Genomic DNA, 16,577 nt, shown 5'->3' on the forward strand with positions numbered 1-16,577 from the left:
CCCGGATGGAGCGAAGCGCAATCCGGGAATCTATCCGCTCGCGCGAAGGCCCCGGATTTCGCTGCGCTCCATCCGGGCTACGATTCTTCTACGATTTCGAGAACGTCGCCCTGAACTGCGCCGGATAGCGCGCGGCCTGCAAGCCGCCGCGCGAGACGTAGGACGCCATCAGCGCGCTCCACAGTCCGGCATTGCCGAACGATTGCAGCGCCCACCAGGTGCCGAGGAAGATCGCGAGCGAGGCCAGCATCAAATTGCGCATCTCGCGCGCCCAGGTCGCGCCGATATAGATGCCGTCGAAGCCGAAGGCGAAGACGCCGGGTATGGGCGCGAGCACGACGAATGGCAGGAATTCGCGCGCGGCACGGCGGACGTTGTCGCTCGCGGTCATGAAATCGATCAGGGCCGGCCCGAACAGCGCGAACAGCACGGCGACGACGACTGCAAAGCCGAGCCCCCACAGCAGCACCAGCCGGGTCGAATCGGCAAATCCTTTTGGATCGCGTGCGCCAAGGGTGCGGCCGCAGAGCTGCTGGGCTGCGTTCGCGAGACCGTCGAGGAAGAAGGCGCTGACCAGCAGGAAATTGTTGAGCACGGAGTTGGCGGCCAGCGTCACGTCGCCGGCCTGTGCGCCCTTGGCGGTGAAGAACAGGAACGCGGCGATCAGCGCCGCGGTGCGGATCAGGATGTCGGAATTCACCGCCAGCATCCGCAACAGCTTCTCGCGGTCGAGCAAGGTACCGTACGGCACGGCGAAGCCGCCGTCGGCATAATGGCGGCAGACGATCACGCCGAGAGCGAATCCGACCGCTTCCGATAACAGCGCGGCGATCGCCGCGCCGGCGATGCCTGTGTCGTAGATCAGCACCAGCAGAATCGTCGCCACCATGTTGACGAGGTTGATGACGACCTGAAGCAACAGCGCTGAATTGGCACGGGCCTGGCCGATCAGCCAGCCGAGGATGACATAATTGGCGAGCGCGAACGGCGACGACCAGATCCGGATCTTGAAGTAGGTCTTCGCGGCCCGTGTCACACCCTCGCTGCCACCCATGAGATCGAACAGCACTGCGGCCAGCGGCAGCTGCAGGAGGATCAGCGCGGCGCCGATCAGGCCAGCTACGATGAAACCGCGCGCCAGGATCGCGCTCGGCTCGCGCGTGTCACCCGCGCCCAGCGATTGCGCGGTGAAGGAGAGCGTGCTCATGCGCAGGAAGCCGAACAGCGAGAACAGGCAGTCGAAGATCACTGACGCGATCGCGACGCCGCCGAGCAGGGCGGCATCGTCGAGCCGTCCGATCGCCGTGGTCGAGACCACGCCGATCAGCGGTGTGGTGAGGTTCGCGACCATCGCGGGACCGGCGATGGCGAACACCTGGCGGGAGCCTATCCGGGGATGAACGGGCGCGTGCATGTCAGAACACGAGCACCATGCCGTCTTCGGCGGCGAGATGCTCGACGTCATCCAGGCGCGACAGCATGTCGTCGCTCATATGGGTGAGCACGAGGCGCTTGGCGCCGATCGCGGGCAGATGTTGTTCCAAGGTTTTCAGGCTGAGATGGTTCTTGACCACCTTCTCGTACATGTAGGCTTCCGCAATGAAAAGGTCCGCGCCATTCGCCAGCGGAATGAGCGTGTCCGTCCATTCGGTATCGGCGCTGTAGGCGAGCGTGCGGCCCTCGGCCTCGACGCGATAGGCCAGGAAGGGCCCGCCGGATTCGCCGTGCACGACCGGGTAGGGTGTCACCGTCACCGCGCCAAAACTTTGGCTTTGCTGAGGCGCGAGCTCCACGACATTGAGTTCGAAGCGCTGCTTGGTTTTTGAGGAGTGCTCGAACAGAGCCTCCATCACCACACGAAGCCGCATCTCGATGCCTTGCGGGCCCGCAATCGTCAGCGGCCGCGTCCGCCGCGAGAATTGCGCGTCGAGCAGGAAGAATGGCAGCCCGGCGAAATGGTCGCCGTGGAAATGCGTGATGAGGATGAGGTCGATGTCGTTGCGGTCGATCTCGAGCCGCTTCAGCGCCGGCAGGGCCGACGCGCCGCAATCGATCAGGAAGTTGGCTTCACGCCCCGAGACGTGGAAGCAGGTGTTGAGCCTGCCGCCGGAGCCGAAGGCGTCGCCGCAGCCGACAAAACGCAATTGCATCGGCTGCGGACTCCCTAGAGCATGATCCGGACCCGAAGGGCCGCGTCAGCGCAAAGTGTGAAGCGGTTTTCCGACAAGATCATGCTCAAAAAATAAGTTACCTGCCGCGCGGCGCGCCGAACACGCGCGAGAGCAGCCAGATCGGAATCACGATGACCGCGCCGAGCAGGAAGTAGCGCCACAGCCAGTTCACGGCATCGAAGCCGAGATCCCACAGACGCTGGAACAACAGGCGAATGCTGTGGATGATATTCCAGGGGTCGAAGCCGATCGCGGCCAGCACGACACCGACCAGGATCGAGAGCAGGACCAGGCGAAACGCGACCGCCAGCGGCGTGCCGCCGAGAAAGCGGTTCAGGCCATCGCTGCGGCCGGCCGGCAAATCTCTGACGTCGTGGGCCATCGCAAACTCCTTGGGCGGATTCGCCCCGATTATAGGTCACGGCGGGGCACATGGGGAACCCGCAACCATGCGTCAATCAGCTTACCGCATTTTAATTCGGGCCGCGCGCCAGGGTCATGATTTGGCTGCGCCGCCGGCCGCGGGCTCCCTAACCTCTCCCGCGCTTGTCCGCCGAAGCCTTGGCGAAGGCGGATGCGGGAGAGGTCGCGCCCCGGGCGATGCGAAGCATCGTCCCGCGCGCGGGTGAGGGTTTTATCCTCTTGGGGAATCCCAATGCGGAGACGCCCTCTCCCCAACCCTCTCCCGCAAGCCAAGCGGGAGAGGGGGCGCACCGCCTTCGTGGTGGCAACCGAGCCTCATCTTCTTCACGCCTCAATCTCCGCCGGCTCCGCCTTCAGCATCCTCTCCAGTGTTTCCAGCCGGTCGGCCTCCCGCGGCGGTTTGTCCCAGCGCAGGCGGCTGATGCGGGGAAAGCGCATGGCGACGCCGGATTTGTGCCGCGGCGAGCGCTGGAGCCCTTCGAAAGCGACCTCCAGCACCAGTCCCTTGTCCGGTTCGTGCACGACATGGCGGACGGGGCCGAATTTTTCCGTGGTGTTGCGGCGGACGAAGCGGTCGATCTGCAACAGCTCCTCGTCGGTGAAGCCGAAATAGGCCTTTCCGACCGGTACCAGCTCGTCGCTGCCATCGCCCTCCGTCCAGACGCCAAACGTGTAGTCGGAATAATAGGACGAGCGCTTGCCATGACCGCGCTGCGCATACATCAGCACGGCGTCGATGATGTGCGGATCGCGCTTCCACTTCCACCACTGGCCCTTCGGCCGCCCCGGCAGATAAGGCGCATCGCGCCGCTTCAGCATCACGCCCTCGATGGCGTCCGCATCCTCGCCGGCGCCGGCGCTGGCAGGATCGGCGCGCGCAGCGGTCAGCGCCTCCCAGCTTGCGAACGGGACGGTGGGCGACAGGTCGATGCGGGGATCGCCAAGCTTTGCGATGAACGTCTCCAGCCGCTCGCGCCGTTCCGCGAACGGCAGCTCGCGCAAATCGTTCTCGTCGTCGCCGAGCAAATCGTAGGCGCGCAAGTGGATCGGAAATTCCTTGATCAGCTTCGGCGAGACGACCTTGCGGTTCAGCCGCTGCTGCAGGACATTGAAGCTCTGCACGCGGCCCTCGCGCAGGATCAGCAGCTCGCCGTCGATCGCGCCAGGCAGGTGCAGCGAGGGGACGAGGTCCGGAAAACTTCCCGTGATGTCTTCACCGGTGCGCGAATAGAGCCGCGCCGTGATGTGGCCGCGATCATCACGCCCTGCGACGGCTTGCACCCGGATGCCGTCCCATTTCCATTCGGCGATGTAGTCAGCGGGATCGAGTGCAGCGAAATCCATGTCCTCGATCGCATGCGCCAACATCACCGGCCGGAACGGCGCGGGATCGCGATTGACCGGTTTTTCGCCGCGGCCTTCCAGCCACGCGAACAGGTCGAGATACGGCGGCGAAAGGCCGGGCCAGATCAGCTCGATCTCATGCGGGTCCTTGCCGCCGAGCGCGGCGGCCGCGGTCTTGGCGAGACGCGCGGAGATGCCGATGCGAAGCGCGCCGGTGACGAGCTTCAGCAGCGCCCAGCGGCCGGTCTCATCGAGCTCGTCCAGCCAGCGCTCGAGCTGCTTCGGCAGCTCGATCTTGCCGAGCGTGCGCAGTGTGGTGACGACTTCGGTCAGGGTCGGAGGCGGCGGGTTGTTGTGGTTGCTTGGCTGAGGCGAATCCTTGGCATCTCGCCCGCGGTACCCCCCTCCCTGACCCTCCCCCACAAGGGGGGAGGGAACGGAGAGAGTGGTGCGTCCATTACTGACTGAATCACTATTGGCTGTCGTGCTGGTTGGCAGCGGCATGCGCTGCTGCGCTCCCTCCCCCCTTGTGGGGGAGGGCTGGGGAGGGGGGGAGCCCGGAAAAGACTCGTCACTGCCATGCGCCTGCCTCGGCCACATCAGCGCCACCGTTTCCGAGAGATCGCCGACATAATCGTATGACAACCCGAACAGCACCGGATCCGTGCGTGCCGCGATGAGATCGCGGATCAACGCGGGCTTGGCGTGCTTGAAGCTGAGCGCGCCGGTGAGTGCGGCCAGTGCATAGCCACGATCGGGATCGCCGACTTCGCGAAAATAGCCGGTGATCAGCCGCAGCTTGTTGTTGCGGCCGGGCTCATAGGCGAGGCGGTCCAGAAGCTCCGCGAAGCGGTTCATGCTTCGGCCTCGTCTTGAATCGGCGTCTCGCTCTCCTCCTCGTCGCCATAGCCGACGAGATCGAGCGGCCGCGCTTTCAGGCCTTTGCTCTGACACCAATGCACCAGCGCATCTTCCTGGCCGTGGGTGACCCAGATCTCGCCGGCGCCGGTCGCGGCGATGGTGGCGGTGAGGCCGTCCCAATCGGCGTGGTCGGAGATCACCAGCGGTAGCTCGATGCCGCGCTGCCGCGCGCGGGCGCGCACGCGCATCCACCCGGATGCGAACGCGGTGACGGGATCGGGAAAGCGACGTGTCCAGAGATCGGATGTCGCCGACGGCGGTGCCAGCGTGATGGTGCCGGCGAGCGCCGCTTTCTTCACGCCTTTCACGGGCCGCAATTCGCCAAGTTCGATGCCGCGGTTCTGATAGTAATGCGTGATCGTCTCCATCGCGCCATGGAGATAGATCGGCGCGTCGTAGCCGGCCTGGCGCAGCAGCGCGATCACGCGCTGCGCCTTGCCGAGCGAATAGGCGCCGACGAGATGCGCACGCTCCGGAAACAGCGCGACCGAGGCCAGCAACTTCCTCACCTCGTCGGCGGCATCGCCGTGACGAAACACCGGCAGCCCAAAGGTGGCCTCGGTGATGAAGACGTCGCAAGGCACGAGCTCGAACGGCGTGCACGTCGGATCGGGCGCGTCCTTGTAGTCGCCGGAAGCGACGATGCAGGTGTCGTTGCAGGTCACCGCGATCTGCGCCGAGCCCAGCACGTGTCCGGCCGGGTGAAACTTGACGGTGACGTCGCCGAGCCGGATCTCCTCGCCATAGCGGATCGCTTGCATCGAGCCGGCAAAATTCTCGCCGTAGCGCAGCCGCATCATGTCCAGGGTTTCCTGCGTCGCCAGCACCGCGCCGTGGCCGGCGCGGGCATGATCGGAATGGCCGTGGGTGATCACGGCCCGCTCGACCGGGCGCACAGGGTCGATATGGAAGCCGCCGGGCTTGCAGCACAGGCCGGCAGCAACTGGCAGCAGGATGTCTTGCGGGCGCATGGGTGGTCATATAGGGACCGGTGCTCCGATATTCATCCGTCATGTGCGGGCTTGACCCACGCATCCATCCACTTAAACAGTGCTTTTTTTGATCGATTGCCGGTGACCCGGCACGATAAGTGTTGGTTCCAAGATGCCCTTGCGCCTATTCCTGACCTCCGGCGATCTCATGGCCGACCGTCGCTTCGAGTTCGCGCGCGACCTCCAGCTCAAGGGCGATCTGCCGGAGGCCGCGGACCTGCTGGAGCAGGCGATCGAGCTCGCGCCTGATTTCACCTCGGCCTGGTTCACGCTCGGCGAAATCCGTCAGCAGCTCGGCGAACGCGACAAGGCGATCGCGGCGTTTCGAGAATCGCGCCGGTCCGATCCTGGGGATCAGCACGGCGCCGGCCTGCATCTGATGCGGCTTGGCGACGCCGAGATGGCGGAGATGCCGAAGGCCTATGTGCAGGCCCTGTTTGACCAATATGCTCCGCGCTTCGAGCACACGCTGATCAACGATCTCGGCTATCGCGCCCCGAGCTTGATCTTCAAGGCGGTCCTGGCCTCACGCGTCGCTGCCAAGAAGCCCGCCTTTTTCAAGCGCACCATCGATCTCGGCTGCGGCACCGGGTTAGCTGCCGCCGCCTTCGCCAAGCAGGTCGATCATTTCATCGGCATCGATCTGTCGCCCGGCATGATCAAGCAGGCGCGCGCCACCAACCTCTATGCCGAGCTCGAAGTCGCCGACATGATCGAAGGCCTGCGCGGCAAGAGTGATGCGAGCGCGAACCTCGTCGTCGCCGCGGATGCCTTCGTCTATCTCTCCGATCTTGCGCCGGTGCTCACCGAGGCAAAGCGCGTGCTTGCAGCCGGCGGCGTGCTCGCCTTCACGCTGGAGACGCATGACGGCCGTGGCATCGTGCTCGGCGAAGGCCTGCGCTATGCCCATTCCGCGGAATATGCGCGCGGCGCCATCGCGAAGGCCGGGCTCAAGCTTCTCACGCTGGAGTCGGCCTCGCCGCGCAACGAGAACAACGAGCCGGTACGCGGCCTTGTCATCGTCGCCGAGAAAACTTGAGTCTAGGCGCTAGCCAATCTGTAATTTGAGCGTCATTGCGTCGCAAAGCGCGACTTCCCACTTGCGAGCCGTGCTGCGATGCCAGCACAATGCGCGCACCAGGGAGAAAATAATAATGACCAAGAATCCATCGCGGCGCGATTTCAGCGCCGCCGCGCTCGCCACCATCGCCGCATCCACCTTGCCCGCGCCATATGTCTGGGCCGCGGAGAAGAAATACGATGCGGGTGCCAGCGACACCGAGATCAAGATCGGCCAGACCGTGCCGCATTCCGGCCCCGGCTCGCTCTATGGCGTGCTCGGCCGCATCGGCGAAGCCTATTTCCAGATGCTGAACGAGAAGGGCGGCATCAACGGGCGCAAGATCAAGTTCCTTACCATGGACGACGCCTACAGCGCGCCGAAATGCGTCGAGGCGACGCGGCGCCTAGTCGAGCAGGAAGAGGTGCTGGCGCTGTACGGCTCGCTCGGTACCGCGCCGCAGACCGCCGTGCACAAATACCTGAACTCCAAGGGCGTGCCGCAGCTCCTGCTCAACACCGGCGCGTCGAAGTGGAATAACCCGAAAGAGTTCAAATGGACCATGGCGGGCCTGCCGCTCTATCCGACCGAGGCGCGCATCCTGGCCCGCCACGTCGTCAGCGTGAAGCCGAACGCCAAGATCGGCATCCTCTATCAGAACGACGATTTCGGCCGCGACTTCTTGGGTCCCTTCAAGAAGGTGCTGACTGACGCCGGCGGCACCGCGCAGGTGATCATGGAGCAGACCTACGATCTCACCGAGCCGACCGTCGATTCCCAGCTCATCAACCTCTCGAAGTCGGGCGCCGATGTCTTCTACAACATCTCCACCGGCAAGGCGTCGTCGCAGTCGATCCGGAAAGTGGCCGAGCTCGGCTGGAAGCCGCTGCAGCTGCTGTCGGCCGGCTCGACCGGCCGCTCCATCCTCAGTGCCGCGGGCCTGGAGAACGCCACCGGCATCGTCGCCATCCGCTACAACAAGGAAGTCGGCCTGCCGAAATGGGAGAAGGATCCGGACGTGATGGCGTTCGAGGAGCTGCGCAAGAAGTACACGCCGGCGATCGATCCCGATAACACCATTGCCTTCGCCGGCTACGGCCAGGCCGTGACCATGGGCGAGATCCTGCGCCGCTGCGGCGACGATCTCACCCGCGCCAACGTGCTGAAGCAGGCGTCAAACCTCAACGGTTTCCACTCGCCCTACTTCCTCGACGGCGTCACCTACAGCTACACGCCCGCGGACTACACGCCGATGAAGACGCTGTTCATCTCCACCTTCACCGGCAAGGACTGGGACATCTCCGACAAGCCGATGTCGGAGTAGGGGCCCCGCTGCCGCTTCCCCTCTCCCCGCTTGCGGGGAGAGGGGAACAGCCCACCCCTCGACGAACCCACCGCCACGGCTTACCTCTTATGCCGTGCCGCCCCGCATCCTCAAATCCCCGGCCGAGACGCCTGCGCTGTTGCCCGACCGCTTCAATGCGTGGTTCGCGGCCCGCGGCTGGTCGCCGCGCGCGCATCAATTGGCGCTGCTGGAGAAGGCGCGCGAGGACCGCTCGGCGCTCTTGATCGCGCCCACCGGTGCCGGCAAGACGCTGGCGGGATTTCTGCCGACGCTGGTGGAGCTGTCTTCTGAAGCAGCTCAGCGGGAGACTGGCGCGAAGAAAAGCCTCATCTCCACCGGCCGCAGCCTGCAGCGCACCGGCGGCCTGCACACGCTCTACATCTCGCCGCTGAAAGCGCTCGCCATCGATATCGCGCGCAACCTGGAGCGGCCGATCGCCGAGATGGCGCTGCCGATCAAGGTCGAGACCCGCACCGGCGACACGCCGGTGTCGCGCCGGCAACGGCAGCGGCGCTATCCGCCGGATATTCTGCTGACCACGCCCGAGCAACTTGCGCTGCTGCTGTCCTCCGACGACGCGCCGTTCCTGTTCTCCTCGCTCAAGCGCATCGTGCTCGACGAGCTGCACGCGCTGGTGACCTCCAAGCGCGGCGATCTGCTCTCGCTCGGGTTGGCGCGGCTGTGGCGGCTGGCGCCGCAGCTGCGCGCGATCGGCCTGTCGGCGACCGTGGCCGAACCGGATCAGCTCGCGCGTTTCCTGGTGCCGCAGCCCGCAGGCAAGCAAGCCGCTGCGGACATCGTCATCGCGGGCGGCGCGGCGCCTCCTGAGGTCGAGATGCTCGACACCCGCGAAAGCCTGCCCTGGGCCGGCCACAGCGCGCGCCATGCGCTCCCTGAAATCTACGAGCTGATCAAGGCGAACAAGACCACGCTGGTCTTCGTCAACACCCGCAGCCAGGCCGAGATGCTGTTCCAGAATCTCTGGAGCATGAACGACGACGGCCTCGCCATTGCGCTGCATCACGGCTCGCTCGACGTCGCCCAGCGCCGCAAGGTCGAGGACGCGATGTCGGCGGGCAGACTGCGCGGCGTGGTCTGCACCTCCTCGCTCGACCTCGGTGTCGACTGGGGCGATGTCGATCTCGTCGTCAATATCGGCGCGCCCAAGGGATCCTCGCGCCTGATGCAGCGCATCGGCCGCGCCAATCATCGCCTCGACGAAGCCTCGCGCGCGGTGCTGGTGCCGGCCAACCGCTTCGAGGTGCTGGAGTGCCGCGTCGCCATCGATGCCATCGCCGAGAATGCGCAGGACACACCGCCGCTGCGCACGGGCGCGCTCGACGTGCTGGCTCAGCACGTGCTCGGCTGCGCCTGCGGCGAGCCCTTTCTCTCGGACGAGCTCTATGAGGAGGTGCGCACCGCCGCGCCCTACGCAAACCTGTCGCGTCAGGACTTTGACGACGTCGTCAATTTCGTCGCCTCCGGCGGCTACGCGCTGAAGACCTATGAGCGCTTCGCCCGCATCAAGCAGGACAAGGAGGGCCGCTGGCGCGTCGCCAATCCAAAAGTGCGGCAGAGCTACCGCATGAATGTCGGCACCATCGTCGAGGACGACATGCTGAAGGTGCGCCTGGTGCGCTCGCGCGGCGGCCAAGGAAAAGCAGGCGGCGCGACCGGGGTGATCGCGCGCGGCGGCAGGCTGCTTGGCGAGATCGAGGAAGCCTTCATCGAGGGCTTGAGCCCCGGCGACACCTTCGTGTTCAGCGGCGACGTGGTGCGCTACGAGACCCTGGTCGAGGATCAGGTCTATGTCTCGCGCGCGCATGACAGGGATCCGAAGGTGCCGTCCTATATGGGCGGCAAATTCCCGCTCTCGACCTATCTCGCCGAGCGCGTGCGCCGCCTGCTCGATGACGGCCGCGCATGGGCTGGCTTGCCGGAGCAGGTGCGCGACTGGCTGTCGCTGCAAAAGCATGTCTCTCGCGTGCCCGCGGTGCGCGAGCTCCTGGTCGAGAGCTTTCCGCGCGCCAACAAGCATTATCTCGTCTGCTATCCCTTCGAGGGCCGTCTCGCGCACCAGACCCTCGGCATGCTGCTGACGCGTCGCCTCGAGCGCGACCGCGCCCGGCCGCTCGGCTTCGTCGCCAACGAATATGCCGTGGCGATTTGGGGGCTCGGCGATCTCTCCTTCATGATCCGCGACGGCCGGATCAATCTCGACGCGCTATTCGATCCCGATATGCTCGGCGACGATCTCGAAGCCTGGCTCGCCGAATCCGCGCTCATGAAGCGCACCTTCCGCAATTGCGCGATCATCTCCGGCCTGATCGCGCGGCGGCATACCGGCGAAGAGAAGAGCCGCCGCCAGGTGCTGTTCTCGACCGATCTGGTCTACGATGTCTTGCGCAAGCACCAGGCCGACCACGTGCTGCTGCGCGCCGCGCGCGCCGATGCCGCCACCGGCCTGCTCGACCTGCGCCGCCTCAGTGACATGCTGATGCGCATCCAGGGCCGCATCACGCATCGGGAACTCGACCACGTCTCCCCGCTCGCCGTCCCCGTGATGCTGGAAATCGGCCGCGAGTCAGTTTATGGCGAAGCTGCAGACGAGCTGTTGGCGGAGGCCGCCGATGAGCTGGTCAAAGAGGCGATGGGATAGAGAATTTTGCCAGTGAGGCGCGCTGATCCATCCACATCGTCATGCCCGGGCTTGACCCGGGCATCCACGTCTTTGTCTCTGCGGCAAGAACGTGGATGGCCGGGACAAGCCCGGCCATGACGGAGCACGTGGCATTTTCGGTGACGACGACGCGCAGCGTCGATGTCACCGGCGTGTCGTTTCACGCCGATCTCTCCGGCGCATTGTTCTGGGAAGAGCAGCGTCTGCTCGTCGTTTCCGATCTGCATCTGGAAAAGGGTTCCAGCTTCGCCACGCGCGGCGTGCTGCTGCCGCCCTACGATACGCTGGCGACGCTGAGCCGCCTTGCTGCTGTCATCTCCCGCCATGATCCACGCATCGTGATCGCGCTCGGCGACAGTTTTCACGACCGCACCGCGCATGAGCGCCTCTCCGCAGAGGACCGCGACGCTGTCGCCGCACTTCAGGCCGGCCGCGACTGGATCTGGATCTCAGGCAATCACGATCCCATGCTGCCGCGCGACCTCGGCGGCACCGTCGCCGACGAAGTCGCGATCGGCCCGATCACCTTCCGCCACGAGCCGACCGGCGCAAGCGGCGAGATTGCCGGCCATCTGCACCCCAAGGCCCGCGTCTCCGCGCGCGGCCGCTCGATGGAGCGCCGCTGCTTTGCCAGTGACGGGATGCGCGCCGTGATGCCGGCCTTCGGCGCCTATGCCGGCGGCCTCAGCATCCGCGATGAAGCGTTCGCAAAAATCTTTCCGACCAATGGCTTTGTCGCACATCTGATCGGCGACCGCCGCGTCCATGCGATTGCCGCGTCGCGGTGTTATTGAAGAGCGCGCTTCGTAGGGTGGGTTAGCGAAGCGTAACCCACCTCTTTTGCATCCGTTGAGACAGACGGTGGTGGGTTACGCCTTCGGCTAACCCACCCTACGCATCCTGCAAGTTCACGCCGCCTTCGCCTGCACATCATCGCAAAACTCGGCGAGCCGATCGGCCAGCCGCAGCGTCGCGGGGGTGGCGCCCGGTGCGGCCATTAGCGCCACCTCGGTGCGGTTGATCGGCGCAAAGCCGTCCTTGGCGGTCAGCACGCGGTGGTCGGACTGGATGGCCATCTCCGACAGGATGCTCAGCCCCATGCCGGCGGCGACCGCGGCCTGAATGCCGGCGAGACTGGATGAGGTGTAGGCCGTGTGCCAGGCGCGGCCCGCGCTTTCCAGCGCGTGGATGGCGCCGGCGCGATAGATGCAGCCGAGCGGAAATCCGATCAGCGGCACCGACGACACGTTGACGTCGACCGGATGGCTCTTGCTGGTGACCCAATGCACCCGCTCGGGCCATACCGCGATGGCGTCCTTCGCGCCGGCCTCGCGCTTGTAGAGCGCAAGATCGAGCTCGCCGCGTTCGAGATCACGGGCCAGATGCTTGCTCTGGTCGGCGCGCACGTCGAGCCGCAGGCGCGGATGCGAGCGCGAGAACGCACCCAGCAGTTTCGCCAGTCGGTATGCGGCAAAATCCTCGGGAATGCCGAGGCGGATTGCGCCTTCGCCGTCGGGCTGGCGCAGCACGTCGCGCGCCTCCTCGGCGAGCGAGAGCAGCCGCCGCGCATAGAACAGCAGCCGCTCGCCGGCTTCGGTCGGACGCACGTCCTTGCCATCGCGGTGCAGCAGCACCTGGCCGACATCCTCCTCCAGCCGCTTGATCTGCTGGCTCACGGTCGATTGCGTGCGATGGACGCGCTCGCCGGCACGGGTGAAGCCGCCGGCCTCGACCACCGAGACGAAGCTGCGCAGCAGCTCGAGATCGAGCATGGCCGCCTCCATTCGAATATCCACTGGAGAGAAGTTAATCATTTAATTTCCAAATGACAAGCCGCCTTCCTAGATCGAGGGCTCCAGGAGAATGCCCTCATGTCGCTCGCCCCATCGATCGCCGTCCCCCGCAGCCGTTTCAATGCGCTGCCGCTCACTATCGGCCTGTTCTGCCTGCTCTGGAGCTACGCCTTCGTCGCCGGCAAGATCGGCGTCACCTATTGCCCGCCATTGATTCTGCTCGCCGCTCGCTTCTCGCTGGCTGGCGTTCTGATCCTGTGCGCGACCTGGATCCGCGGCGATGGCTGGTCGCTGTCCTGGCGCGACGCCGCGATCTTCGCCGTGCTCGGTATCGCCAACAACGCGCTCTATCTCGGGCTTGGCTATACCGGCCTGCAATCGGTCTCCGCCGGCCTCGGCGGGCTGATCGTGTCGGCCAATCCGGTGTTCACGGCTGCGCTCGCCGCGCTGCTGCTCGGCGAAGGCATGACCTGGCGCAAGGCGGCGGGCCTGCTGCTCGGCGTCATCGGTGTCACCTTCATCGTCTGGCACCGTTTGTCGGTCGGCACCGACAGCCTGCACGGCATCCTGTTCACGCTGGCTTCGCTGGCCTCGATCGTTGCCGGCACCATCCTGTTCAAGCTGCTGGCGCCGAAGGGTTCGTTGTGGGTCGGCAACGGCATCCAGAATCTCGCCGCCGGTATCGTGCTGGCGCCGGTCGCGTTCACCTTCGCCGATGTTCACGCGATCGTGCTCACCCCGAGCCTGATCGGCGCCTTTGCCTTCCTCGTGCTCGGCGGCTCGATCCTCGCCTACCTGCTCTGGTTTCATCTCCTGAAAGTGTGCGGAGCGACGGCGGCAAGCAGCTATCATTTCCTGATGCCGCCGCTCGGCATGCTGTTCGCCTTCATCGTGCTCGGCGAACACGTCGAGGCCCGCGATCTGCTCGGGATCATTCCAGTCGCGCTCGGCATTTATCTGGTGACGCGGCCGGCAAAGCCCGCGTCGTAACAGGAGTTCATCATGCCCGTGACCATCACCCTGATCGGCGGCCCCACTGCGCTGATCGAGATCGACGGCTTTCGCCTGCTCACCGACCCGACCTTCGATGCGCCCGGTGCCTATCAACTGCCGCATGTGAAGCTGGAGAAGACGATCGGACCTGCAGTGAGGCCCGACGCGATCGGCCCGGTCGATGCGGTGCTGCTCAGCCACGACCAGCACTCTGACAATCTGGACAACTCCGGCCGCGAATATCTCTTCAAGGTCAAGCGGGTGCTGACGACCGAGGCGGGCGCAAAGCGCCTCGGCGGTCATGTCGAGGGCCTTGCGCCCTGGAGCGCCGCGCATCTGAGGGATGGCGACGGCAATACGCTGACGATCACCGCAACGCCCGCGCGCCACGGCCCGGCCGGCATCGAGCCCCTGTCGGGTGATGTCATTGGCTTCGTGGTGTCGTCGAGCCGGAAGGACACGCGTCCGGTCTATATCAGCGGTGACACCACCTGGTTCGACGGCGTCGCCGAAGTCGCGCGCCGCTTCAAATGCGGGGTGGTGCTGCCCTTCGCAGGCGCGGCGCAAACGCGCGGGCCGTTTCATCTCACCATGGACACCAACGACACCATCGAGACTGCGCGTGCCTTTCCCGATGCGATGATCGTGCCGGTGCACACCGAAGGCTGGGCGCATTTCCGCCAGAACAGCGAGGATCTGCGCAAGACCTTCGACGTGCTCGGCTTCGGGACGCGGATACGCCTGCTGGAGCCGGGCGTGCCGACGGTGATCGAGGCGCTGTGATGAAGGCCGTCATTCCGGGGCGACGCGAAGCGTCGAGCCCGGAATCCATCGCGCCACCAACTCTGTGGACGGATGGATTCCGGGCTCGCGCTACGCGCGCCCCGGAATGACGGAGGCTAATCCTTCCGGAACACGATCGACGCCATCCATCCCGTCATCAGCGCCATCGCCGCCGTAGCGAGGCCGTAGATCAGCCCGTTTTGCCGCGCGGTGGTGGCGACGAACTGCTCGAAGCCGACCTTGACGATTTCGAAGGCGGTCTCGGTCTTGCCGATAAACGCGCCGTTCGCAAACAGCTTGATCTCGACCTCATAGGTGCCGATTGGCACCTCCGCCGGCAGCGGAATGCCGGTGCGGAACAGCGTCGGCGTCAGGAACGTCACCGCGCTCGCATCCTCGCGGTAGAGGCCGCGCTGGGTGCGCAGGCGGATGAAGGCGGATCGGAACGCATCGTTCGGCACCACGTCGGCATAATCGCCGCTGACGCGCTGGGTCAGCCGCACGTTGTTGAGCCCGATCTGCTGCCGCCGCGCGATCTCGGGCGAGGTGATGGCGTCGAAGGGACGATTGGCGAACAGCGCCAGATAGCTCGGCACCTGCAGGAATTGCCGGTAGTCGGTGTTGATCCAGATGCCGAAGGTGCGTTCTTTCCGCCGCGTCACCATGTCGGCGCGCGGGCCCATCACGGTGACGACGAGATCGTAAGCCGTGCGGTCGGCCGGCGTCGTCGCATCCTTCTCGACCGAGCCGAACAGCACCAGCTCCTCGCCGGAATAGTTCGGCGTCACCGTGACGCGGTGGTTGGAGACCGACACGATCAGTCGCTCGGCGCGCGCGGCGCCGCAGACCAGCAGGATGAGAAGAGCTGCGAGAAGCGTGCGCATCATCCGCTTACTCCGAGCTCACGGATGGTGAAGAGGTCCTCGGGGCGGATCACCAACTCGATCGCGAAGCGGACGCCGACCGAGAGGATCAAAAGGCCCAGCAGCAGCCGCAGCTGCTCGCCGCGGATCTTCTGTCCCGCACGGGCGCCGAACTGCGCGCCGGTGACGCCGCCGACCATCAGGATCAGCGCCAGCACGGCGTCGACGAGGTGATTGGTCACCGCGTGCAGCATGGTCGCAAACAGCATCGTGACCAGGGTGAGGACCATGGAGGTCCCGATCACGGTCGAGGTCGGCACCCGCAACAGATAGATCATGATCGGCACCAGGATGAAGCCGCCGCCGATGCCCATGATGGCGCCGATGAAGCCGATCACGATGCCGACGACCACCACGGGAATCACCGACAGGTAGATCTTCGAGCGCTTGAACCGCATCTTCAGCGGCAGGCCGTGGATCCAGTTATGCGTGCGGCGTGGCGGCACCGCGCCGCGACGGGTCCGCATCAACGCGCGCAGGCCTTCGGAGAACATCAGGCTGCCGACGGTGCTGAGCAGCAAGACGTAAGAGAGCGCGATCATCAGGTCGAGCTGGCCGAGCGCGCGGAGCTGGGTGAAGGTCCACACCCCCAGCGCCGTGCCGGTCACGCCGCCGCAGAGCAGGACGCTCGCCAGCGCCGGATCGATCGCGCGCCGCCGCCAATAGGACAGTGCGCCGGAAAAGGACGAGGCCGCGATGTGGCTCGTGACGGAGGCAACCGCGACCGCCGGCGTGATGCCGATGAAGATCAGAAGCGGCGTCATCAGGAAGCCGCCGCCGATCCCGAACATGCCGGACACGAAGCCGACCGCGGCGCCCATGGCGAGCACCAGGAAGACGTTGACCGGAAGATCGGCGATCGGAAGGTAGAGCTGCATTGAACCACGCGCCGGGCGGGACGGATCGACTAACGCGGAATGCTCGCGGGAAGGTCGGAACGATTGCCGCCCCCCTCAATAGCGGAATTCGCTGGCGGGCGGGACCGGGAATTTTGGGCGGGGTGAATGGGCGTGACGAGAGCGTGACGATATCCGCGATCGTCGCCACAACGGAGGTGAGCTCCCTCCCTCGCTTGCGGGGGAGGGTTGGGGAGAGGGTGTCTCCGCAGTGGGCCTCCCCAAGAGGATGAAACCCTCACCCGGCGCTACG

Annotated in this window: 14 protein-coding genes; 6 read left to right on the forward strand and 8 right to left on the reverse strand. The window is 65.5% G+C overall.

All coding sequences use genetic code 11. The annotated features are described in order from the left end of the window. Positions 1 to 88: 88 nt before the first annotated feature. The 5 genes from CWO91_RS36520 to CWO91_RS36540 form a co-directional block, all read right to left on the reverse strand. On the reverse strand, positions 89 to 1,414 hold the full coding sequence (locus CWO91_RS36520; protein WP_130220293.1) for an MATE family efflux transporter: 1,326 nt from the start codon (positions 1,412 to 1,414) through the stop codon (positions 89 to 91). Position 1,415: 1 nt separating this feature from the next. Continuing rightward, positions 1,416 to 2,150: an MBL fold metallo-hydrolase gene (locus tag CWO91_RS36525; RefSeq protein WP_130220294.1), complete on the reverse strand. Its 735-nt coding sequence runs from the start codon at positions 2,148 to 2,150 to the stop codon at positions 1,416 to 1,418. Between the two features lie 97 nt (positions 2,151 to 2,247). Next, the gene (locus CWO91_RS36530; protein WP_091885415.1) at positions 2,248 to 2,553 is read right to left on the reverse strand and encodes a DUF6460 domain-containing protein; all 306 of its coding nucleotides are present in this window, start codon (positions 2,551 to 2,553) and stop codon (positions 2,248 to 2,250) included. Positions 2,554 to 2,918: 365 nt separating this feature from the next. Then, positions 2,919 to 4,796 (reverse strand): cisplatin damage response ATP-dependent DNA ligase, encoded by a 1,878-nt coding sequence (locus tag CWO91_RS36535; protein WP_130220295.1) that lies wholly within the window; start codon positions 4,794 to 4,796, stop codon positions 2,919 to 2,921. After that, positions 4,793 to 5,830 carry a ligase-associated DNA damage response exonuclease gene (locus CWO91_RS36540; RefSeq protein ID WP_130220296.1) on the reverse strand — a complete coding sequence of 346 codons (1,038 nt, stop codon included), beginning with the start codon at positions 5,828 to 5,830 and terminating at the stop codon, positions 4,793 to 4,795. Before CWO91_RS36540 ends, CWO91_RS36535 begins: the two co-directional genes overlap by 4 nt. Positions 5,831 to 5,963: 133 nt before the next feature. On the opposite strand from CWO91_RS36540, the gene CWO91_RS36545 reads away from it, so the two are divergent. The 4 genes from CWO91_RS36545 to pdeM all read left to right on the forward strand — a co-directional run bounded on the left by CWO91_RS36545 (position 5,964) and on the right by pdeM (position 11,730). After that, complete coding sequence (locus tag CWO91_RS36545; protein WP_130220297.1) at positions 5,964 to 6,890, forward strand: class I SAM-dependent DNA methyltransferase; 927 nt, start codon at positions 5,964 to 5,966, stop codon at positions 6,888 to 6,890. 115 nt (positions 6,891 to 7,005) lie between these two features. Next, positions 7,006 to 8,235, forward strand: coding sequence for an ABC transporter substrate-binding protein (locus CWO91_RS36550; protein WP_164939716.1), 1,230 nt, complete (start codon positions 7,006 to 7,008; stop codon positions 8,233 to 8,235). A 94-nt stretch (positions 8,236 to 8,329) separates the two neighbouring features. Beyond that, a complete protein-coding gene (locus CWO91_RS36555) occupies positions 8,330 to 10,915 on the forward strand; it encodes a ligase-associated DNA damage response DEXH box helicase (protein ID WP_130220298.1) in 2,586 nt (861 codons plus the stop codon). Between the two features lie 116 nt (positions 10,916 to 11,031). Continuing rightward, the gene (gene pdeM, locus CWO91_RS36560; protein WP_130220299.1) at positions 11,032 to 11,730 is read left to right on the forward strand and encodes a ligase-associated DNA damage response endonuclease PdeM; all 699 of its coding nucleotides are present in this window, start codon (positions 11,032 to 11,034) and stop codon (positions 11,728 to 11,730) included. Between the two features lie 114 nt (positions 11,731 to 11,844). Here the strand turns inward: pdeM and CWO91_RS36565 are convergent, their stop codons facing one another. Further along, on the reverse strand, positions 11,845 to 12,708 hold the full coding sequence (locus CWO91_RS36565) for a LysR substrate-binding domain-containing protein (protein WP_165405962.1): 864 nt from the start codon (positions 12,706 to 12,708) through the stop codon (positions 11,845 to 11,847). Positions 12,709 to 12,807: 99 nt separating this feature from the next. On the opposite strand from CWO91_RS36565, the gene CWO91_RS36570 reads away from it, so the two are divergent. Continuing rightward, on the forward strand, positions 12,808 to 13,719 hold the full coding sequence (locus CWO91_RS36570; protein ID WP_130220301.1) for a DMT family transporter: 912 nt from the start codon (positions 12,808 to 12,810) through the stop codon (positions 13,717 to 13,719). A 12-nt stretch (positions 13,720 to 13,731) separates the two neighbouring features. Further along, positions 13,732 to 14,505, forward strand: coding sequence for an MBL fold metallo-hydrolase (locus CWO91_RS36575; protein ID WP_130220302.1), 774 nt, complete (start codon positions 13,732 to 13,734; stop codon positions 14,503 to 14,505). A gap of 116 nt (positions 14,506 to 14,621) precedes the next feature. On the opposite strand, the gene CWO91_RS36580 is transcribed toward CWO91_RS36575, so the two are convergent. Continuing rightward, positions 14,622 to 15,392 (reverse strand): TIGR02186 family protein, encoded by a 771-nt coding sequence (locus CWO91_RS36580; RefSeq protein WP_130220303.1) that lies wholly within the window; start codon positions 15,390 to 15,392, stop codon positions 14,622 to 14,624. Further along, positions 15,389 to 16,306, reverse strand: coding sequence for a sulfite exporter TauE/SafE family protein (locus CWO91_RS36585; protein WP_130220304.1), 918 nt, complete (start codon positions 16,304 to 16,306; stop codon positions 15,389 to 15,391). The genes CWO91_RS36580 and CWO91_RS36585 overlap by 4 nt, the downstream gene beginning before the upstream one ends. Positions 16,307 to 16,577 lie beyond the last annotated feature (271 nt).

This window comes from Bradyrhizobium genosp. SA-3 (assembly GCF_004212635.1).
GTDB lineage: Bacteria > Pseudomonadota > Alphaproteobacteria > Rhizobiales > Xanthobacteraceae > Bradyrhizobium.